Source organism: Bifidobacterium boum (assembly GCF_000741535.1).
Classification (GTDB): domain Bacteria; phylum Actinomycetota; class Actinomycetes; order Actinomycetales; family Bifidobacteriaceae; genus Bifidobacterium; species Bifidobacterium boum.
Genome location: NZ_JGYQ01000007.1, coordinates 608,924 through 631,013 on the forward strand (window position 1 = coordinate 608,924; position 22,090 = coordinate 631,013).

At 58.9% G+C, this 22,090-nt stretch carries 15 protein-coding genes; 5 read left to right on the forward strand and 10 right to left on the reverse strand.

The annotated features are described in order from the left end of the window. Nucleotides 1–175: 175 nt before the first annotated feature. From BBOU_RS03795 to BBOU_RS03830, 8 genes are all read right to left on the reverse strand, one after another. A complete protein-coding gene (locus tag BBOU_RS03795; RefSeq protein WP_015449955.1) occupies nucleotides 176–1,213 on the reverse strand; it encodes a 3-isopropylmalate dehydrogenase in 1,038 nt (345 codons plus the stop codon). Nucleotides 1,214–1,406: 193 nt separating this feature from the next. Further along, nucleotides 1,407–3,815, reverse strand: coding sequence for a S9 family peptidase (locus BBOU_RS03800; protein WP_026502838.1), 2,409 nt, complete (start codon nucleotides 3,813–3,815; stop codon nucleotides 1,407–1,409). Between the two features lie 76 nt (nucleotides 3,816–3,891). Beyond that, a complete protein-coding gene (locus tag BBOU_RS03805; RefSeq protein WP_051616719.1) occupies nucleotides 3,892–5,106 on the reverse strand; it encodes an App1 family protein phosphatidate phosphatase in 1,215 nt (404 codons plus the stop codon). A 229-nt stretch (nucleotides 5,107–5,335) separates the two neighbouring features. Continuing rightward, the gene (gene gcvH, locus BBOU_RS03810; protein ID WP_026502840.1) at nucleotides 5,336–5,749 is read right to left on the reverse strand and encodes a glycine cleavage system protein GcvH; all 414 of its coding nucleotides are present in this window, start codon (nucleotides 5,747–5,749) and stop codon (nucleotides 5,336–5,338) included. 161 nt (nucleotides 5,750–5,910) lie between these two features. Beyond that, the gene (locus BBOU_RS03815) at nucleotides 5,911–7,581 is read right to left on the reverse strand and encodes a L,D-transpeptidase (RefSeq protein WP_238552010.1); all 1,671 of its coding nucleotides are present in this window, start codon (nucleotides 7,579–7,581) and stop codon (nucleotides 5,911–5,913) included. A gap of 125 nt (nucleotides 7,582–7,706) precedes the next feature. Further along, nucleotides 7,707–8,816, reverse strand: a complete 1,110-nt coding sequence (nudC, locus tag BBOU_RS03820; RefSeq protein WP_033489868.1) for an NAD(+) diphosphatase — start codon at nucleotides 8,814–8,816, stop codon at nucleotides 7,707–7,709. Continuing rightward, nucleotides 8,813–9,733 carry an alpha/beta fold hydrolase gene (locus BBOU_RS03825; protein ID WP_051616721.1) on the reverse strand — a complete coding sequence of 307 codons (921 nt, stop codon included), beginning with the start codon at nucleotides 9,731–9,733 and terminating at the stop codon, nucleotides 8,813–8,815. The genes nudC and BBOU_RS03825 overlap by 4 nt, the downstream gene beginning before the upstream one ends. Before the next feature lie 88 nt (nucleotides 9,734–9,821). After that, nucleotides 9,822–10,448, reverse strand: a complete 627-nt coding sequence (locus tag BBOU_RS03830) for a DUF4916 domain-containing protein (RefSeq protein ID WP_026502844.1) — start codon at nucleotides 10,446–10,448, stop codon at nucleotides 9,822–9,824. 174 nt (nucleotides 10,449–10,622) lie between these two features. On the opposite strand from BBOU_RS03830, the gene trxA reads away from it, so the two are divergent. Together trxA and BBOU_RS03840 are read left to right on the forward strand one after the other, a co-directional pair. After that, complete coding sequence (gene trxA / locus BBOU_RS03835; protein WP_026502845.1) at nucleotides 10,623–10,958, forward strand: thioredoxin; 336 nt, start codon at nucleotides 10,623–10,625, stop codon at nucleotides 10,956–10,958. A gap of 401 nt (nucleotides 10,959–11,359) precedes the next feature. Beyond that, nucleotides 11,360–12,370, forward strand: a complete 1,011-nt coding sequence (locus BBOU_RS03840; protein WP_026502846.1) for a resuscitation-promoting factor — start codon at nucleotides 11,360–11,362, stop codon at nucleotides 12,368–12,370. A 554-nt stretch (nucleotides 12,371–12,924) separates the two neighbouring features. On the opposite strand, the gene BBOU_RS03845 is transcribed toward BBOU_RS03840, so the two are convergent. Both BBOU_RS03845 and BBOU_RS03850 read right to left on the reverse strand, forming a co-directional pair. Next, the gene (locus BBOU_RS03845) at nucleotides 12,925–14,910 is read right to left on the reverse strand and encodes a hypothetical protein (protein ID WP_026502847.1); all 1,986 of its coding nucleotides are present in this window, start codon (nucleotides 14,908–14,910) and stop codon (nucleotides 12,925–12,927) included. 179 nt (nucleotides 14,911–15,089) lie between these two features. Beyond that, nucleotides 15,090–16,502: a tyrosine-protein kinase domain-containing protein gene (locus tag BBOU_RS03850; RefSeq protein ID WP_033489866.1), complete on the reverse strand. Its 1,413-nt coding sequence runs from the start codon at nucleotides 16,500–16,502 to the stop codon at nucleotides 15,090–15,092. 298 nt (nucleotides 16,503–16,800) lie between these two features. Between BBOU_RS03850 and BBOU_RS03855 the strand changes: the two genes are divergently transcribed. From BBOU_RS03855 to BBOU_RS03865, 3 genes are all read left to right on the forward strand, one after another. Then, nucleotides 16,801–17,241: a hypothetical protein gene (locus BBOU_RS03855; protein WP_033489864.1), complete on the forward strand. Its 441-nt coding sequence runs from the start codon at nucleotides 16,801–16,803 to the stop codon at nucleotides 17,239–17,241. A 600-nt stretch (nucleotides 17,242–17,841) separates the two neighbouring features. Further along, nucleotides 17,842–19,953 (forward strand): LTA synthase family protein, encoded by a 2,112-nt coding sequence (locus BBOU_RS03860; RefSeq protein WP_238552014.1) that lies wholly within the window; start codon nucleotides 17,842–17,844, stop codon nucleotides 19,951–19,953. Nucleotides 19,954–20,025: 72 nt separating this feature from the next. After that, entirely contained in the window at nucleotides 20,026–22,056 is a 2,031-nt protein-coding gene (locus tag BBOU_RS03865; protein ID WP_026502849.1) for a glycosyltransferase, read from the forward strand. Nucleotides 22,057–22,090 lie beyond the last annotated feature (34 nt).

Below are 22,090 nucleotides of genomic sequence, written 5' to 3' on the forward strand. Positions count from 1 at the left end.
ACCCGTTGCGGTCATGCCACCAGCGTTCCGTTGTTCTTGACCGTGTTGCTCTACCGTGGGCGATGGGCGTGATTAGGATACGAAATAAACCGCCCTGCATCCCCGTGCTGTATTGACTTCTTCCGTTGCACAGGATTGCAGGGCGGCGGCTCACACGCTTGTGGCGTGAGAGGTATCAAATGCGCGCCAAAATGTCGCGTCCCACTTCTTCAGTGGTGCGCTTGGTCGATCCGAGTTCGGCGATATCCGCTTCGACCGCGCGGTCGATTTTTGCGGCGGCCTCGTCGAATCCAAGGTGGCGCAGGAGCATCGCGCTCGACAGCACGGCGGCCGTCGGGTTGGCGATCCCCTTGCCTGCGATATCCGGGGCCGACCCGTGGATCGGCTCGAACATCGAGGGGTATTCGTTGGAAGCATTGATGTTGCCGGAGGCGGAGTATCCGACGCCTCCGACCACGGCACCCGCCTCATCGGTGAGAATGTCGCCGAAGAGGTTGTCGGTGAGAATCACGTCGAAGCGCGAGGGGTTCGACACGAGGAAGATCGTGGTCGCGTCGATGTGCAGGTAGTCGTGTGTGACCTGCGGGAATTCCTCGCCGACCTTGTCGACGATCCGCTGCCACATGTCGCCCGCGTTGACGAGCACGTTCTTCTTGTGTACGAGCGTGACGTGCTTCTTGCGCTTCATGGCGAGCTGGAAGGCGTAACGGACCACGCGTTCGACACCAAAGGCCGTGTTGATGGACACTTCGGTGGCCACTTCGTTCGGCGTGCCGCGACGGACCGCGCCGCCGGCGCCGCAGTACAGGCCTTCGGTGCCTTCACGCACGACAACGAAATCGATGTCGCCCGGGTTGGCGAGCGGCGAGGTGACACCACGGTACAGTTTGGACGGACGCAGGTTGATGTACTGGTCGAGTGAGAACCGCAGTTTGAGCAACAGACCACGTTCGAGAATACCGGCTTTGATGCGCGGATCGCCGACCGCACCAAGCAGGATAGCATCCGTGCCCTTGATGCGTTCGAGATCCTCGTCCGGCAGGATGGCGCCGTCACGCAGGTAGCGCTCGGCACCGAGGTCGAAGTTTTCGTAGGTGAATGACGCCACGCCGTCGGCAGCTTTTTCGAGCGCCGCTTGGGCGACGGGGGTGACTTCCTTGCCGATGCCATCGCCCGGGATGACGGCGATCCGATATGTCTTGGTTGTGCTCATGTTCGCGACACTAGTCGGTTCACCTGTGTCAAGGACGCGAACGTTTCAAGTGCTGGACACGAGTCCGTATGCTGAAAACGTGTCCGTATTACGGCCGAATGATGCGCTTCGCCGGCATATTGTCCACCGTGAAACCCACGATGATCCCGCCGCGGTGCAACCGCCGGCGAATCCGCATCCGCACAATCATCGACTATTCGGTGATACCCATCGTCGCCAGGCACCACGCGTTCTCGTAAGAGATTTCCCGCCACTGCCGATACCTACCCGAAGTGCCGCCATGCCCGGCCTCGGTTTCGATTTTCTCGACAGCGTCCACGCCGGCCGCCTGAAGCCGCGCCACCCATTTGAGCGGTTCGACATACAGTACACGCGTATCGTTCATCGACGTGGTCACGAAAATCTTCGGGAAATCCCGCACCCTGGCGTCCTTGGGGACAGGCGCGTTCTCATAGGGTGAATACGATTTCATATACGCGTACACGCCGCGGTCGTGCAACGGGTCGCCCCACTCATCCCATTCGGTGACCGTCAACGGCAAAGACGGGTCAAGAATCGACGTCAACGCGTCCACAAACGGCACGTCAGCCTCGATACCCGCATAGCATTCGGGCGCCATATTCGCAATCGCCCCCATGAGCAAACCCCCCGCCGAGCCGCCTTCGGCGACCGTGCGCGCCGGCGAAGCCAATCCCATGCGCTGCAAGGCGCGCGTCGCGTCGACGAAATCCTCGAACGTGTGCTTCTTGTTCATCCGGCGCCCCTGCTCATACCATGCGCGCCCCATCTCCCCGCCGCCGCGAGTGTGCACGACCGCGTACAGTACGCCCCGGTCGAGCAGGCTGAGCCGCGCCACCGAGAACCCGGGGTCGGAACTGACCTCATAGGCCCCATAGCCGAGAATGAACATCGGGGATGAGCCGTCCGCACGAATGCCGAAGCGTTCAGCCTCACCAGGAGCCGCAGACAGGCGGTCACGCCGCCACACCAGCGACACGGGCACGTGTTCCCCGTCACGCGCCGTAACCCAGATACGGCGTTCCGCATACCGTGACGCGTCAAAATCCCCCAACACGCGGGCACATTTCAACACGGTGTCCACGCCAGTACGCGGGTCGATCTCATGCAGCTCGCCAGGCCGCGTATACCCGGTGAACGAGTATCGCATACGAGGAGCGTCATACGAGGGATTGCCGCCCGCGCCAATCGAATACAGCCGTGCCTCACCGCCCTCACTCGCGGTATCCGGCGAGCCGAGCGCGTCAGGCACCAGCTCACGGAACCGCCACGGGCGAGCATGCAGGAAATCCTGCGCCGCCTCGTCCTTGGTCATCACCGCCACATGCGGCAAACTGTCCGCACGATACGACAACGCGACAAAATGCCGGTGCAACGCGATCCCGTCAATGGACAATCCGCGAGCGCCTTGAAGAATATCCGGATTACGCGGATCATGATACGGCGTGCCGACCGGCCGGCCGGACGCGCCGGCAAGCACCCGGTCACCCTGCTCGCACCCGTACGGGGAGCCCGCCGCCACGCATGTGCCCTCCCCCAAACGGTACGGCGGCTTATGCGTGCGCATATCGATGACATCAATCTGGAAATTCGGGTTCTGCGCGTTGTGATCCACCACAGCCACCGGAATATCCTCGCCATGCTCGCCTGCGCCTTCGAAACAGGCGAAACTCACGTCATATTCGACACCCTCACGACGCGGGATGAACGGGACGAACTCGCCGGTCGGATCATCAACCGGCAGCATGAGCACCTCGCTCGTGGTTTTCGAACCCGTGCCGATCACCACATGCCGTTCGTCGAAACTCAAGCCCACCCCGGCCCAGAACCGTTCGTCACGTTCACGGAACACCTCGACATCATCGACGACCGGCGTGCCGACCCGATGACGGAACACCGCGCACGGCCGCCACGCGTCGTCAAGCACGGTGTAAAACACCCACGCCGCGTCAGGTGTGAAACACGCGTTCGAAATCCCTTCGAACACTTCGGGAAGCTCCTCGCCGGTCTCCACATCACGAATCCGGTAATCGTAGCGTTCATCGCCGTCCGTATCCACGCCGACCAGCAGCCAACGGCCGTCACGGCTGATATCCATCCCCCCGACACGGAAGAAATCATGCCCTTGCGATTCCCGATTCGCATCAAAATACACTTGCTCGCCCGGCATCGACCCGGGTTCCGCCTGCGGGTCGACCTGCGGCGGATCCCAATCATCCTGCCCGCGCACCGCAATCCTGCAGGAAACCGCATACTGGCTGCCCTCACGGGTACGCGAAAAATACCAGTACCCGTTCACCCGAACCGGCACCGACATATCCGTCTGCTCAACATGCGACGTGAACTCCTTGAACAGCGTCTCACGCAAGCCGTGCAACGACGCCATACGACGCTCGCAATACTCATTCTGCGCTTTGACGTACGCGGCCAATTCCGGCGAATCCTTGTCACGCATCCACTCATACGGGTCCTCGACCACATCACCATGCGTCACGCGCCGATGCGGCACCAGCCTGGCATGCGGCGGCTCAAGCCCGCGAGTACTCCCCTGCGACATTCCGGATTCACACTGTTCGTCGGTCATAGGCACCATCGTAAAGCATGACACGGCTTGCGTTCGCCGGCGAGTTTGCCCCTACCGCGGAACACGCCTGCGACGATCAGGCGATGTGCCGCAGATACGGCAGCATCGTTTTCATCAGATTGGCACCAGTCGTCCCTGTGAACACCGGCACGTCAGTCACCGGAGCCGGCTGGGATTGCGTCATGCCATGCACCGGACCAAGCGGCGAGGATTCACGCGGACTGAGCTGCCGAATCCCGATGGCGAGCACACGCCCCGGATACCGTTTCGCAATGGTCGCGTACGTCGTCGGATCCTTCTGCCCGTCATCGCCGATCAGAATGAATTTCATGTCAGGAAAATCACCCATCAGCTGCTCGGCATACTCCAACTTATGCTGCACACCCGAGGGGATGAAGGTTTTCGGCCGCGGATCCAAATCACGCAACAGCAGCGGACCGGCCGGGAACCCGTAATTCTCGATGAAATGACGGATTGAACTCTCCACATTCCACGGCGACGTGGACAGGTAGAAGAACGGGGCGTCCGGGAAAATATCAGCGATCCGGTTGAACAACACCGCCATACCAGGGACGGATGCACGCTTGTGCGGGTTGAGCAGCAGCAGATTGTACGCCGCCTTCCACAACGTGGGCGCCTGCGTGATCATGATGGTGTCGTCCACGTCCGAAATCACCCCAACGCGCGTCCCCGGAGCGATGGTGAACAGGTTCGCGCTCACCGCATGCCGCCCGGCAACCTGATAGGAGACATGATGTATACCCGGCTCGAGCGTACGGTCAGCAACCAGATCAAGATACCCGGCGGAATCAGAGACCGCGAACTCGCTGCTGCGCTCGCGCACGCGGTCGACACGGTCGTAGACTTCGCTGGTGCCGACTTGCACGGTTTCCACCGGTACGTTGTCGATGGAAAGTTTGACCCTCACGTGAGGCGCCGGGACGGCGAGCATGCCCCGCCAGCCGCGCATCAGCGTGCCCGGCTCGCGGTGTACCGGCTCGTATACCGTTCGGCAGATGAGTCGGGAAAAATCGTTGGTGCCGTATCCGACATATGGTTCGACTTGCTGACGCCAATGCAGATTGCGCACGATGGTCGTTGAGATTTTGGCCCATAGGCTGAATATGCCGGTGACCACGCGGCGGAAGATTCTCACCGGCAGTGGTTTGCTGTCGATTTGCTCGTGTTTTGATGCAGCATCGAAGGTGGTGACGACGCGGCGGGCGGGAATCGGCACGGTCGGCATGTCATCATCATTCCGATTGTGTGGGAATTGTGTAATGCTGCTCATGCCCCCATCATACGGTGAGGTCATGAAGAACGGATGACGCCATCATGCGAGTTCCGGAAGAATTCAGGGATGGCTCAGGGATATTCCCGATGGACATTTCCGATACGCACGGCCAGTATCGTCCAATCGTCGACCGTTTGCCGATGCTTGACGGACAGAACCGGTCCACCTTCTGCTTCTGCCGACGCTGACGGGTGCCTCGGCGTCGGCAGAAGCTGACGGCAATGTCTTACAGCCGCCGCAGGATCGCCGCATACTCATCGGCGGACAACAGGTCAGGCTCATCGTCATCAAGCTCGATTTTGACGATCCAGCCTTCGCCGTACGGATCATTGTTGATGACACCCGGGTCGTCGGCGACATCCCGGTTGACGTAGCGGATGGTGCCCGCAACCGGACAGACCAACGGTTCCACCGCTTTGGAGGATTCCAGTTCGACGATCTCATCGCCGGCTTCGACGCGGGTGCCCACTTCCGGCAGGTCGACGAACACGAGGTCGCCAAGCTGGTTGGCGGCGTATTCGGTGATGCCGATGGCAGCGGGTTCGACACTTTCGTCGACCCACACGTGTTCGTCGGAATAGTTCAGGTGGTCGGGAACCTCGAGGTTCGGGCGATCATCTTCTTGCTCGTTGTTGCTCATGATGCCAGCGTAACGCATGAAGCCAACAGCCGTGCCGACTGCGGCATATCCAGCAGTACCGTCCGGATAGCAGAACGCCGACCGGTGTATCCGCCGCAATCCTGTAAGTCAGGACGCATCGGATGGCACCGGCCGGCGTGTTGACGGGTTGGTGGGCCGGTTCAGCGCACCGGTGAGGTCGGTTGGGCACCGACTACCTGCACGAGTGTGCCTTCGGGGCAGTTGTCGTAAATCCACTTCGCGTCGGCCTCGTTCATGTTCACGCAGCCGTGCGAACCATGTCCGGTCGGATCGCCGGACGCGATGCCGGAAGCGTTCCAGTTGGCGGTGTGGAATCCTTGACCGCCGTTGAAGTAGCTGATCCACTTCACGCCGGGTGTCAGGTACTGGGAACCGTCGTCGTTGCTGCCACGCATATCCTGGACTTTGTACTTCAGATAGATGAAATAGTTGCCGGGCGTGGTTTCATGCTTGCCGGTTTTGCCGGTGCACACGTTAAAGGTCTGAACCACTTGGTCGTTGTTGTATACGGTCGCCGTCTGCTTGAAGCGGTCGACGACGATCTTCCATGTGACTTTCTGCTGCTCTGTGTCGAATGTCGTCACATCACTGGCGACGGTCAACGTGGCGGAACGGTTGCCGCTCAACGCGCTGTACACCTGGTCGGCGACGGTGGCGGTGTCTTTGATCGCCACGCCGTTCACGCCTTTGGTTTTTGTCATGATGACATTGCCGGACGCATCCACCAGATCGACCTGATTGGTTTTGGTCTGGTTGAGATGCTGTCCAAGCTCGCTGGCCATATACTCGCTGATGGCCTGCTTGTTGTAAGACACTGCAATAGTGCCTTTTGCCGGGTCGGCGGTCGTGGTAGTCCATGAGGCGATGGTCGCCGCGGGGATTTTGTAGGTGGTCACGTCACCATTGTTGACGGTGATGGTCAGGGCGAGCCCGGCGTTCGCTTGGTCTGCGGCCTGCGCGGCCGCGGCTTCGCTGATCGGCATGTCGGTCTGCGTGTAGCTGACGCTCGTGGTGCGGACGCTTCCCGGCTGGTCGATGGCCTGATCCACGGCTTTCGTCACGGTATCTATGACCGGGGTCTGCCCGCCGCGGCCGGCATTGACCACGAATTTTGAGGACGCGTCATCATACGAAATGGTGGAGGCGATGGCCTGCTGGTCGGGGGTAATCAGTTTGCCGGTCAGGTATTCACTCAAGGCGAGCTTATCCGTAGTGGCAGCAAGTTTGACGCTCTGCTTGGCGAACGGGTTGATGCGCATGAACGGGTTGGCGTTCTTGGCAGACACCAGTTCGGACACGGTCTGCTGCTCGTTCACGGCGACGCCCAAATCCTTCAGCGACGCGGTGACGGTGTTGCCCTGCTGGTCGGTGACAGTGATTTTGGTGGCGTTGACCGCCTGCTTGACGGTGTCGGCGAGTTGTGCACGGTTCTGTCCGGCGACGGATACGCCGGCGAAAGTGATGCCGGGGGCCGCCTTGTCTTGGTAATACCAGCGGGCGGTGAAGAATCCCGCGACCGCAGCGACCACGATTACGCCGAGAATGGACAGCAGCACAATCAGCCATACGCGCTTATGCGGCGGGCGTAACGCTTGAGCCATCTCCGCATCCGTATCAGCTGCACCGCCATCGGCGACGGCGTACAGCGGAATCTCCATACCGGAGAGCGTATCGTCGTTGGGTTCCATGCCGCCCATGCCCTTCCAGACATCCCCCGGGGCGTCAGGCTGTGCTGGAATACGGCCGAAATTCGCCATGCTTGGACTTCCGGCGCCGTATCGCGACACAAAACCGTCAGAAGTGTTCGTCACGTTGTTGCCTTCCTCTTTTTACTCCCGCCTGATTTTAGCCGCATCATATGACCATCGTGGCACTTCCACCCCCGTACGTGGTCGATATCACATTGCTGTCGGATTCGCCGAAATCGGGCACCGGCTCACAGTTCGTGACCGTACCATTCCTCAATCATGTATCGTGCGATGGCGGCTTTGACCGGGGGCGTGACGCGACCGGAGGCGAGTGCCTGCGTATATTCGTCGCGTGTGAACCATCGTGCGTCGCCGGTTTCTTCGCCATCCACGCGGATGTCCGTGCTTAAGGCGCGTGCCTTGAACGCGACCATGAGGGAGGCGGGGAATGGCCACGGCTGGGACCCCAAGTATCTGACTTCGCCCAGTTCGATGCCGGTTTCTTCTCGGGTTTCCCTGCGGCACGCGTGTTCGAGGTTTTCCCCAGCTTCGACGAATCCTGCGGATACCGAGTACATGGTCGTGGTTTGCCAGGCGTTGTTGTGTTGCAGCAGGAGCCGGTCTTGTGCGTCGACGACGGAAACGATGACGGCCGGTTCGATGCGCGGGAAGAGCAGACGGTGTCCGTCGTCCTCGTTGGTGCAACGTTGGGCCCATCCGCCCATGGCGGCGGTGACTGGCGCACCGCAGGTCGGGCAGTGGCGTTGGCGCATATGCCAGACGCTGAGTGTCGCCGCAGTGGTGGCTTGTCCCGCTTCGCGTGATGAGGCGTGTGGTGCGAATCCGCGCAAATCCACCCAGTCGAACCGTTCCCGTGCTTGTTGCAGCAATGATGCGGCGGCGTGCGGGCGGCGGGAGGCTCCCGATCCGCTGGTGGCGCCGAACGCGTCGTCGGCGCCTTCGAATGCTGAATCCGGCACGCCGCTACTGGCGGTTCCGGTGGCGGCCGGCAGTCTGGTCACATCAATGGCGACGACCTGTTCGTCACGAGCACCACCGTAGGAGCCGAGGAACATCGGTACGACCTGTGGGTGGGTTGCCAGTTCCGGCAGCACGTAGGCGCCGGGCAGGGTGGCCAGGCGCAGGGCGACGTTCTCGTATTCGGTGAGTGCGCCTTGGCCTTTGGGAACGGCGATACGGCCGCCGTCGACCAACATGACCGTGGTTTGCGGCGCAGTGAGCACGGATACGAACAGGTCGGGATCTTCCCGGCGTTCCACCTGATAATCGATGTCTCCTTGCGCCAAGGGCAGGAATGGCAGGGTTTGGGTCAAGGCGAGAGGGGAAAACACGCTCACTGCTGATCATCCTCGGTTCGTTCGGTGTCTTGTACGCGTGCCATCAGATCCGCCAATGCCTGGGCGACGGCATGCGGGTGTTCGACCGCGCTGAAATGGCCGCAATCGGGGATTTGGGTGAATGCGGCGTGCGTATGGGTCATTGCTTCGGCGAGCGGTCGCATCTGGCTGGGCGGGCTGGAAAGGTCGCATTCGCCACTGATCACTGCCGTCGGAGCGGTGATGGACTCAAGCTGGTCGTTCAAATCCGGGCGTCCTGCGGCCATGCGCTGCCGCCATGCGACACCTTCGGGCGTCTGGGCGTTGATCCAGTCAGTCATCTGACTGATGAACGCGTCGGAGCGTTTGATGCTGGAATCACCCTCGTTCGGCTGGGCGAAATGCATAACCGGGTTCACGGTGTGGTCGCGCGTGCATTGGTCGGCGATGCGCAGACGATTCGCTCGTGCGGCAGCATCATCGGCGGACGCTTTCGTGTCGCATAGGGCGAGTCCGGCGACCATGTCCGGGTGTCGGCGCTGCATGTCCAGCACCACGTAACCGCCCATGGATAGTCCACCCCAGACCGCGCGGTCATATCCGGCGGTGTTGACGAGCTCGGCGTATGCGTCCGTCATGAGGTCCAACGCGTCAAGGTAGGCGCCGTCCGGCGCTTGTCGTCCACTTGCTGCGACGCCGGGAATCGGCCCTTCACCGGCTCCGGGCATGTCGGGCGCCCATATGGCGAACCGGTCAAGGCCCATGCCGTCCGCGATATCCGCGATCAGGGGCGCGCATGTGTCCCACATATGATGGTCAACGGGGAACGCGTGAACCAAAATCAGCGGCACAGCAGAACCATCCCGGTACACGGTGTTATGCAGAGTGATGGCCGGCGTGTCCGGTAAGGGCTTGTCTCCTGCCGTCTGCGTGTCCATCGGTGTCATCGGTGTGAATGTCATCGTTCTCCCATCCTTGAAATCACGTGCAATACGACGTTCGGGGCGATTCGTGTGAAGCGTACGCCTACGCGCCTACCCATGCGAGGGCACGACGGACGATTTCCCCATACCCGTTGGCCATCTGGTTGATGCAGGTTTGCAGTTGACTGCCATGCACGTCGCACCATTCCACATCGAGCGTCTCATCCTGCGGTTTGCAGTCACCGGGAATAGGCACCACGTAGCATAAGGCGATCGCATGCTGGCGAGGGTCGTGGAACGGTGAAATGCCGGGAGTCGGGAAGAATTCCGCCACCGTGAACGGTTGCAAGGATTGCGGCAGGACCGGCAGCGCGATATCGCCCAGATCCTTGGAAATATTGCGGGCGATCGCCTCCCGCAGCGACTCGTGATACAGTACGCGTCCGGCGATCAGCGTGCGCTCGACCGAACCATCCTCGCTGACGCACAGCAGCGATCCGACGCTGGACACCCGCCCCAAATCGTCGACACGGACCGGCACAACCACGACGTACGGCATGGGGGTTTCGCGGCGGATACGGTTGATTTCATCGGAGTCCAGCCATCCGGGCGGATTGCCGTGCCCTGAGCCGCGGATGAAATCCTCTGGCGTGATATGGTCGAACTCGCCTCTGCGGCGGTTGGCATCATAATCGCCCTCATCTGGCACTTCGTCATTCAACACTGGCATGTCTCCATTATTATCCAACCCTGTGAATGGCGTGGCGGGTATCTCCAAGCGGAAATTCGGTTCGGCTTTAGGCGGAGAGCGCTAGACTTCCGGTAGTGGTGTGCGATGCTTGGAACACCACGCAAGACCGGATTCCGTTCCGCACCGGCGGAACGGCGAAGTGAGGAGCTTATTATGGCAACCACCGCAGTGACCACGCAAACGTTCGAGCAGACCATCAACGACAACAATCTCGTGTTCGTTGACTTCTGGGCTACCTGGTGCGGCCCATGCAAGGCGTTCGGCCCTGTATACGAGAACGCCAGCAATGCGCATCCCGATATCACCTTCGCGAAGGTCGATATCGACCAGAATCAGGAGTTGGCGGCTGCCGCGCAAATCCAGGCGGTGCCGACGCTGATGGTCGTCAAGGGTGGCAAGGTGATCTTCAAGCAGGCGGGTGCTTTGCGCGCCTCCGATCTGGAGAACCTGATCGGCCAGGCCAAAGCGTATCAGGCCGAGGAGCACTGAGGCGTTTTCGTTCTTCTTGGATATCGCCGGTATCCGTGCTGTGGATGCCGACATGATCGATGTTTTGAAACCCGCGGCACTGCTCATGCTGTACCGCGGGTTTTGCATTGCGGCGACGACGTTCTGCCGATTCCCCGCGTAGAGAAATCACACAGCGGGTTTCCGGGCGCGTCGCGATGGTGCGGGACGCCCCCAGGCCTTTGTGCCACAACGGTTGCGCTTACATACCGATACCGCGGGACAACGCTTCCTGCCCCACGCTGATTTGATGTTTCATCTCATCGCGGTAATATGGAGGTTGTGTGCGCAACCCGACGGCGGCAGTGTTGAGCAGTCGGCGACGTGGGGTGTAGCGGTTTACCACCCGTCACACGGTATCTGTAGGTCGATCAAGGAGCGACATGGCTAACCACCGTAAGAAGTCCACTTTCCAAGCGTTGACGAAACGCCAGCGCATCAGGATCATGGCGGTCATCGCCTCAGTGGGCATCCTCGCGGGCACCGGTGTCGTATCGCGCAATTATTACGCGGCAGAGCATCATCAGTCCACTGTTACCGCGTATTCGGCGACCGATACTAACGCGCAGGAAGTCTCCCGTGGGACCACGCGCAGCAGCCTTAAGGGCTCCGACGCCGATACCAGCTATATCACCGTCAAGATCAACGGCAAGTCCCGCGTCGTGCTCGGCAAGGATTTCACGGATGTGAAGTCGGTGCTTGAAGCGGGCAACATCACGCTTGAACCGACGGATACGGTTTCCCCGTCCCTGACCACGAAAGTCACCGAATCGACAGTCATCACCATCGAACGTGCGGGCGCTGATTTGGAAACCTCCGATGATGCCATCGCCTTCAACGTGGTGCGTAAGGAAACCGCCGACCTGCCGAAGGGCACCGAAAAGGTGGAAACCGAAGGCAAGGAAGGCGTGATGGAAACCACGAGCCTCGTGCAGCGTGCCGGTGGCAAAGTGGTGTCCTCCAACGTGTTCGCATCCTATGTGAAGACCGCTCCTGTCGACAAGGTCATTCTGGTCGGCACGGGCACCACCAAGACGACCAGCTCCAATGCTGCTGCCGCTGCCAACACGGATATCGGCACCACCACCCCGGTGGGTGAGATGCAGCAGTGGGCACATGATTATCTCATCGCCAATGGCGGGAACGAAGCTGATTTCACCGCGACCGTCTACATCATCACGCATGAGTCCGGCTGGCGTGTGAACGCCACCAACGCCAGTTCCGGCGCTTATGGCTTGCCTCAAGCGCTTCCCGGTGGCAAGATGGCGTCCGCCGGCGCTGATTGGGCGACCAACTATCAGACGCAGCTCAAATGGTTCTGGGGATACTGCAATTCGCGGTACGGGTCGGTCCAAGGTGCTTATGCACACTGGCTGAAGGCGCACAGTTACTAATCATGCTGGTTCATTGAGTGTTGTATGACCGGCACCCGGAGCAATCCGGGTGCCGGTTTTGCGTTGGTGCGTATGGGATTTGTCATCGGTTCCCCGAGGGGCAGTCTGTATCCAAGCCGCTATACCCCGATTTCGGCGATTGAAGTCTCATTCTGCCACTGGGAAAGCCTCCTTCCTCCCCTGCCCTCGGATGCGTTGCACATGCGGGGCGTTGTGCTCAGTTGTTCTCTTGGTATCTTTTCCTTCACCGTCACTTGTCTGCCCTCCACGGCGGTGATGTGTCGGGATGAATCACATGTTGCGGAACGGAAACCAAGGGCCAGTGAAGAATCGCCAGCAGAGCGAGACATTAAAAACCGCAGAATATCAACAATACGCAATCAGCGCTCAACGCTGACGAGAGAGTATCACGCCGGTATCTTTTCCATACGAAGCGTTTTCGGTGCTGATTTCGCGTGCGTGGAGGAGCCGGCAGGCCGCCTCACTGATGCTGCTGCGTAAGCAGGAACACATGTGACCCGTGTACGAGTCAGTAGCGGGATGAGCACCCGATTTCACTCAGTGGCGGAAGCACTTGGGCTCGGGGATTTGGACTGCTGCCCGTCCGACGTGGTGTTACCGTCTGATGGGGTCTGGGCCCCCTGTGAATTGTCTGAATTGTCGCCGTGTTGGCCTTGTGAATTATTCTGTGTCGTGTTCTCGTCTGTTCTCGGGGTCGACGACGGATAAGAATACCGCCGCTGCGACTGTTGTTGCTGAGCCTGCTGTTGTGCTTGTACTTGTGCCTGCGCGGCGGAAGCAGCGGCAGCGGCGTCGGCGGCGGCACGCTGGGTTTTGTAGGTTTCCATCGAGTCGTTGACCGCGTCGGAGGCGCTTTGCAGGTCGGACTGCGCTTTCTGGAGGTCCGCGAGAGCGGGCTTGTCTTTTTTCAGCAGTTCGTTTGCCGCATCGATGGCTGATTGCAGGGTTGTGCGGGTCTGGTCGTCGGCGACGACACCTTCGCTGTTGGTCATTAGAGTGGTCGCTTCGCTGGTGGAGGTTTTCAGCGTGTTGACCGCGGTATCGTAGTCGTTGTTCTGCTTGACGGTGACGCTTGCTTTGACTTCTTTGGCGGCTGCCTTGATGGTGGAGTTGGCTGTGGTCAGTTCGGTGGTGAGTGTCTTGTTGGTTTCCGCAGCTTTACGCATGGCTTCGGTGCTCATCGAGGTGGAGCAGGTGACGGGCTTGCTGACGGATTTCGCCTTGTCTACCGCGGTTTTGAGGTGTTCGACGGTCATCACATCGGCTACTTGATCGGCACCGACTTTCTGCTGCGCTTTACTTGTTTTCAGCGTTTTGGCAAGGGTCTCGGATTCTTCTTTGTAGGCACTGTACGCCTGAGTGCAGCTTGCGTACGCGCTGCTACGGTCACGGTTGGTGCGGATGAGTCCGGTGAGATAGTACAAGCCTGCCGCAGCGGCAGCAATGGTGATGATGACGAATACAGTGACGATGGCTCGGCTTCTGGCTCGCCCGCCCTTGTTCCGTTTGTCGCCATACGATTCTTCCGGCTGAATGGGCTGGGAGGCGGCACGCGCGTCTTCTTCGCGGAGCTCTTCGCTTAACGATCCGACAGCGTCATTGGCTGGAGTCGGTGTCTCGGACGTCGTGTGCAAGGTGCGGGTAGCTGTGGTTTTCACGGCTCCTGGTGCTGCCACGTTCGCTGCAATCGCCGCGGTTCCGGCGACGACGGCGGCGGACGAAATCGGCGTCATGGTTTCCGTTTCAGCGTTGGCGGTCCGCTCGTGTTGCAGATCGCGCTCGCTTGGGGTGGGAGGTGTCAAGAGGGCCGGCCCAGCAGACTGTCTCACGGGTTGCGTCTGAGCCGTAGCTGGTGCGCTGTTGTTCAGCGCGGCGGTTTCCGCAATACCGGTATCGCTTGCGGTCTGTGAGATTCCAGCAACAGCAGTAGCACTGGGATCTGGCTGAACGGCGTTGATTTGCTGGGTCTCGTGCATCCCGCGATCTTGGGCGGCGGCGTTGAGCCATTGTTCGGTTTTTGATTTGGTGGTGTCCTGTGTTGAAGCTGCCTGCGTGTCCGGCTCCGGTTCGGAAGGCACGAAGGGGGTGAACACGGTTGGGGGGGCTACTTGATTGTCCTGCGCTGCGGACTCATCGGCAGGCTGCCCTGTTTTGTTCCCAGCATTGTCGTCTTGTTCTGCGTTGTTGTCGAGGAGCGAGCCCCACGTCGGGAAGGTGATGAGTGGTATGTTCCAGTTCGTGTCGACGATGTCGCCTGGTAGGACACCGGACTCGTTTGCAGTGGGCTGATCCGTGTCCGCGGTATCCTGCGGGGCTTGTTGCTCAAGTGCAGTATCAGCGGCCTGCGGCGGGGCGGGGATGTCAATGGCGTCATGCAACCCTGCCGGCTCGTCTGACAGTGGTGATGGGACAGGGTGTTGGGTTCCTGCATCGTCCGCCGCGCTGGGATCACCTCCGGATGACGGGGCGATGGGGAACAGCAGATTGTTGTCCACGGGTTGTTGCTCCTGTCCTGTCATCGGCTCCGTTCCTCCTGTTCGTTTCCATCCCTAGTCATGCGGTTACTCCGTACGGCGTATGTATCTATGGTAAGCCACTGCCCATACCCGGTCACGGTCTGGTCGCATACAAGCGAATAGGGGCGACGGAAGCAATGCTCCTGTCGCCCCTGGTGTTCACGCATCAGCCTGCGCGGCAATCACTTGCTGCCGTGACGACCGGTGCCATGCTCGTTGTGCGAATCTTCGTAATAGTAATAGTAGTAATTGCCATTCTTGTCGGAATGCTTCTTCTCATCCGCATAGTTGAGCACAAAGCCAAGAATCGGCACATCAGCTTCTTTCAATGACATGGCTTCTTCTTCAAGCTCTTTCTTGTCGGCAACACCACGACCGACAACCAGGATCATGCCGTCTGCCATGCGTCCGAACACTACGGCGTCGTCGGAAACAGAAAGCGGGGCGGTGTCGATAATCACATAGTCGTACTGGGTGAGCGCCTGTTCGACCATATCGGTCATTATCTCCGAGTTGAGCAGCACACTTGCGTTCGCCGGACGCTTGCCGGCGGGCAGGACGTGCAGATTCTGCTTCCAGTACTTTTGTACGACGTCACGCGGGGTTGCCTGCGCGGACAGGATATGGGACAGGCCAACCTGACCTTCAATGCCGAGTTTCTTGGCGACGGACGGGTGACGCAGATCGGCGTCGATAAGCAGAACGCTTTTGCCGACTTCAGCGATAGCCGCAGCAACGTTTGCGGAAATCGTGGTCTTGCCTTCGCTCGGTCTGGTGGAGGAGATGACCAGCAGGTGGCCGTGTTCTTTGGTGTTGGGGGCAAGGAATGCGATATTCGTGCGGATACGGCGGAATTCCTCAGCTTCCTTGCTGCTGGTCTGTGCAATGACCACTGGACGGGACTCTTCAAGCAGGGCGGAACGTTGCACGGAGCCGAGCGAGGAAGCATGAGTCAGTTCACGCACGTCGGTGGCGCCTTCAACTTTGGTGTTCAGCATGTCAAGCAGCAGGGCGATACCGATACCGCAGATGATGCCGAGCACAATCCCGGAAGCAAGATACAACGTGGTTTTCGGCGAGCTTGGGGATTGCGGGGTGGAAGCCTTCTGAACGAGGGTGAGTTGGATTGGGGATTTGGCCGACTCGTCCGTGTACAGGGATGACGTGACCTGCTGGGACAGGCTCTTGGCCACACTGTTCGCAATCGCCGCGGATCGTGCCGCGTCACCGTCTTCGACGGAAACGTCGACCATAAAGGTGTTGCTGGGGTTGGTGGCTGTGACTCGAGCTGCAAGCTCGCTTGTGGTCATATCCAAGTCCAGATCCTTGATGACCGGTCGCAGCACCGCCTCGGTCTTGATGAGCTGCGGGTAGGTCTTGATCTGCGTGGACAGGTAGGACGCGCCGGAATTCATATCCGATGAGGTCTGTGTCTCGCTCTGTGCAGCGTAGGTGGCGAACAGCTGGGCCGTCGCCGTGTACTTCGGCGGGGTCAGGAACGTGTATGCCGCGACGAGGCCTACAACAACAACGAATGTGGCGATGGCGGCCACCAGATGTTTGCGAACAGCTTGGAGCAAATCGGCGATGGTCAATGGTTCCCCAATCTTTCTGAAAATCTCCTATTGCAAAACTCCTCAATACTACCACCAGCCACCGAATTCGAGATGTGGTGCTCACTTCACGCCCACGAATCCACCATGTTTTCACGTATCTGTTGAGTTCCGTTCTTGTGCGGCGAGCGATCATTCGACAGGATACGCAATCCGATTACAGCTCAGGTCTTTTCAAGAAGATTTTCGACAAATAACCATGTTGACATATAGGATTTAGTATCATATATGATTGAGATGCGATGATGCCGCATCACTGATTACAAGGAGCACTACATCCATGACATTACAAGGATTCAAAGAGATTAACATCGACAAGGCAACAGGCCAGCTTGTCATGACCGTCACTAAGACGATTGTGCGATTCAATAAGGCCACCATCATCTATCTGAATTATCCGGAATTCGTCAAGATTTTCGTCAATCCTGACACCAAGCAGCTCGCCGTCGAACCGTGCACCGGACACGACCGCAACGCGGTGAAGTTCTGCAAGCCTGGAAAGAAGAACATTCTGTCCGCCAGCGTCCGCGACTCATCGGTTGTTGATACGGTCGCCCGCTACTACACCTTCGAGGATGTCGACGACGACCACGTTGCCTATCACAAGGTTCCGGGCACGAAGGCCGGCGAAGGCAAAGTCGTGGTCTTCGACCTGAGCGACTCCACTTCCGGAGTCATGAAGCGCCGCGGACGCAAGAAGGAAACCGCAGCGGTGAAGTAACCGCAACCCCGCGGCGTCAGGGACACAACAGTTCATTCGGACAACCCAACATGGACGCCCCGGCCAGCAACAATACCCTGCCAGCCGCAATCCAGCCGGTCGCTGCGGGAATGTCGCCGTTGAGATTTCCCACAGCGACCGTGCAGCATGTTCACCGCCTGTTTCGGCATATCTCTTACAGCAAACGTTGTCAAGATCCGACCGGTACGATATCGTGCGTATCACATGGTGACCGGCAACAGGAGTAGTGCGCATGGCTGAATCATCTGATCTCGAACAATCCGCAGACGAGCAGAATCACCAGCCACAGCCAGAACCAGAACTCACTGGCGCCCAGCGGGGCGGCGCCGATAATACTTCTATTCAAACACCCCCTACCGTAAGGTTTCCGACCAATCCGAGCCGGTAGACCATTCCCCCGCCGAGAGACCCGACAACGCAGTCGCGGCCCCGGAAGACGCCGACTCTTCCAATGGGCATGTCAAGCACGCCGCATCACGATTCCGCACCACCGCCGTTGCGGCAATCACCAGCATCCGCGCATGGTGGTCGCGTATCTTCTCCCCTATCAACACTTGGATTGCGCAACAATGGCAACGCTTGAGCGCAACCCGCGGATTCACAGCATGCGCAGCCGGGTGGGCGTTCTTCAAAACACGCATCTGGGACAAGCGGATGCGCTTCCCCTTCGCCTTCTACGCCATCGTGTTCATCGTCGTGACTGCGGCAAGTGTGCTCGGATTGCAGTGGAGCGTGTACAGCGAGCCGACGTACGCCAAGGGGCAGGTTGTGGACGACCAGACCAAGGCGCTCAACTCTGTAGCCGGGCAGCTCACGAGTTTCGTCAGCCAGATCTGGCTACACCAGAGTTACCAGGCGTGGCTAAACTTCATTGTGCTGGGCGTGCTGTATCTCATGGTGATCCTGGTCATCAACCGGTTCTGGGTGGCGACCGCGATCTTCGGCACGCTGATGACCGTGTTCGCCATCGCCGACAAGATCAAGGTGGAGCTGCGCAACGAGCCGATCATCCCGGCCGACCTGCAGTTCATCACGGGCGGCAACGGCGACAGCATCATGTCATTCACCACAAAGAAAGACATGATTCTCATCAACTCCGCCGTTACCGGGGTGATCTGGCTGATTGTGGTGTGCGTGGTATTGCAGTTCCTCGACCGGCGCCGCGGGCTAATCCCGTACACGTGGAAGTGTTCGGAATTCGTCAGCGTCAAGAACATCACCGCCATGGTATGCAGGTGGGTCGCGGCAGTGCTCAGCGTGGTGCTGTGTGTGTCGTTTACGTGGGGACTGCCTGTCGAGGGGTCCTGGGCGAAGAATTTTGCGAGTGGGTTGTCCGACGCCCCGCAGCTGTGGAACGCCATGGGCGATGCGGCCGCGAATGGCCCGGCCATGAACTTCCTGCGGCTCGCACATGTCAAAATCATGGACAAGCCAAACGGGTATAACAAGAAAAGTATGGAAATCCTCGCCAAGAAATATGCGAGTGAAGCCGACACCATCAACCAGACGCGTACAGCGAACCTTACTGATAATACGGTGATTATGGTGTTGTCCGAATCCTTCTCCGACCCCACCCGTGTGCCGGGCGTGTCATTCGCCGAAGACCCGATGCCGCAGATTAGGGCAATCAAGTCCGAAACCACCTCCGGTCTTATGCTCTCCCCCGGGTACGGCGGCGGTACCGCGAATATCGAGTATCAGGCGCTGACAGGGCTCAACATGGCCAATTACGATTCATCACTGTCTATCGCCTACCAGCAGCTGGTGCCGAAACTCAAATGGACGCCCACGTTCAATCAAATCTGGAACGAGGCGAACGGTAAGTCGAGTTCGATTGCGTTCCATGCGTATTCCCGCACCATGTATCTGCGCGACAGCAACTACAAGAAATTCGGGTTCTCCAAATTCTACGCTTCCGACGGGAAGCCCGAGCTTTCCGATCTCACCCCAATCGATTCCGGGTGGTACGCCTCGGATTCCTCGCTCTATTCGGACATTCTCGCCAACATCAACACCGATGAGGGCAGCAACCAGTTCATTCAATCCGTGACCATGCAGAATCACCTTCCCTACAATGATTGGTATCAAAACAACCAATTCCAAGATTCCGGAGACACTTCGTCCGACATTAGCGACGATGAGAAAACCAGCATCGAGACCTATGCCAAAGGCGTGAACTACACTGATCAGGCGACTGCGGATCTCCTCAATCAGCTTAACCAGATCGGCCGCCCGATCACCGTGATTTTCTACGGGGACCATCTTCCCGGTATCTACTCGACCGCCAACGAGGACAAACACAATCAAATCACCCTGCACGAAACCGACTATTTCATCTGGTCGAACGCTGCCTCGGCATCCGCGACCACCAAACTGGATGACGCATCGAACGCATATACATCGTCGAATTATTTCATGGCCCAAGTAGCACAGCATCTCAATGCGAAGATATCGCCGTATCTCGCGTTCCTCACTGAAATGCATGCAGCGATTCCAGCGATTTCCGTTCCCGCCTCCGCCGGCGATGCCAGCAAACCTGTCTACTTGGATGCGGATGGGAATCGAATCCAGCCGAAGGATCTGACAACGCAGCAGAAAGAGCTGCTTCATGATTATCAGCTGATCCAATACGATTTGACCGCCGGCAAACAGTATTTGAAGAATACTGACTTCATGGCCGTCTCAAAGTAGTCTTGGGGCAATCAAGGGCCAAGCTCCCACGAGCCCACTCCGTAATACGCCAAAGTTTGTATACTTGTCGGCATGAAGCAGTCCGATACCTATATCGCACATTCTGTAGCAGCACCGGCATGGGAGACCGTCAGCCGCGTTGTCTTCCCTATCAAAGACGCTGATTTGACTCTTCCCCTCTATGCCGTCGAGTGGACGCGCCCGCATGTCGATGCCGGAGCCCAGGACGTTCGCATCAACCAGCTTCGCGTGGACACCAAGCATATGAATCGTCGCGATCTGTTGCATCTGTTGCGCGAGGGTGCCGCGGATGCGACGACCCCTGAAAACTCCTTCACATGCCTGTCTCGCACCGAACTACAGGTCCATCAAGGCGGCCACGCCTCCCTGTGCACGTATTTCAACGCATTCCCCGCCTCCTACTGGCGTCGCTGGACTGCGGTAAGCCAGGTTCGGTTCGTAGCCAAAGCAGCAGGCAAGGGGCGCATCAACCTCTTTAGGTCGAATGGCCGCGGCCTGATTACTCCGGCGGGCAGCATCGATATCGATGCCGACACCCCCACGGCGGTTTCCGGTATATTCGACATGAGAGGCCTCATGGATGGCGGATTCTTCTGGTTCGACGCCCAGGCGGCACCGAATTCCACACTCACGGTAAGCGACGCCGGCTGGCAGGTTCCGACCGAAGAGCGCAGGACGAAGGACCACACCACGCTGTCCATTGCTATTACCACGTTCAATCGTGCCCCCTATTGCATGAACCAGCTCAAGGCGATTGCCGGAGAAGCCTCCGTCCGCGAGCGTCTCGACACTATCTACTGCACCGATCAGGGCACTGATCTGGTGTGCAATCAACCGGATTTCGAGGCGGTTGCTGAAGATCTGGGCAGCCAGCTCACATATCTGCGGCAAGGCAACCTTGGCGGATCCGGCGGTTTCTCCCGTGGCATGTATGAGACATGCAAGGCCGGCAACAGCGAATACGTGCTGCTGCTGGACGATGACGCAATCAGCGAGCCCGAGGCGATTGTGCGTGCCGTGCAGTTTGCGGATTATGCGAAGCGGCCATTGCTTGTAGGCGGTGGCATGCTGCATTTGGATAATCGTACGGTGTTGTGGTCGCAGGGTGAGGATATCGATGGCCGCCAGATGCCAATGCGAAATGCCTTCGGATCCCATGATTTCGCTACGAATCCGCTGCGAGACTCCCCCGAATGCCACCAGCGTTTTGACGCACAATACAACGGTTGGTGGATGTGCCTGATCCCTACCTCGATTATCCGCGAAATCGGCCTCGCGATTCCGGTGTTTATCAAGTATGACGATATCGACTATGCGTTCCGCGCTAAGGAACACGGTTATCCAACGGTGTCTCTCCCAGGCGTCGCAGTGTGGCATCAAGGTTGGCATGACAAGGACATCTCCCGCACGTGGGAAGAGTATTTCATGCAGCGCAATCGTTGGATTTTTGCGTTACGGCATAATCCTTCACCCTCGCGAACAATGCCAGTGAACGTGCTCTCCGCTGACATCAATATGGGGCTTCATCTGGTCTACTCTGGTATCGGGTTGCACCACAAAGCTATCAGGGATCTACTTCGAGGCCCGAAATATGTCATCGGCATCTATTCGACCGCGATGGGCAGTGTCAAGAAGCTTCGTTCGACATTCCCTGATACGCATGCGGTTTCGGATTTCGATAAGTTCCCGGAGCCTCGTCGTAGGTTTGTCCCGCCGAGCACCCGGCCGACGACATCTATCCGGCGTGCTATCGACTGCGCGGTGAACTTCGGGAAGGCGATGCTGCTGCCGCGCGACGGACGTAAGTGCACTGCCCCGGATGTAGCTGTGCCAACCATGGAATCCACTTGGAACGCTTACAATGGCGTGGATTCGGCTCTGGTTACCTCACCGGACGGCAATTCCGTCACTTGGATGCGCCGTGACGACCGTCTGTTCCGCCGGGACATCAACGAAGCGCTCCGTCTCTCCGCCGAGTTGAAGCGCAACTGGGCGCGGCTCCATGCCGCGTACAATGATCCCCGATTCACGAGCTTCGAGACGTGGGAACGGATTTTCAAGGAGAATCCGGCGCAGGATTAGTATCAGAGAGGCCGTCAGCAGCCAAGCGGATACC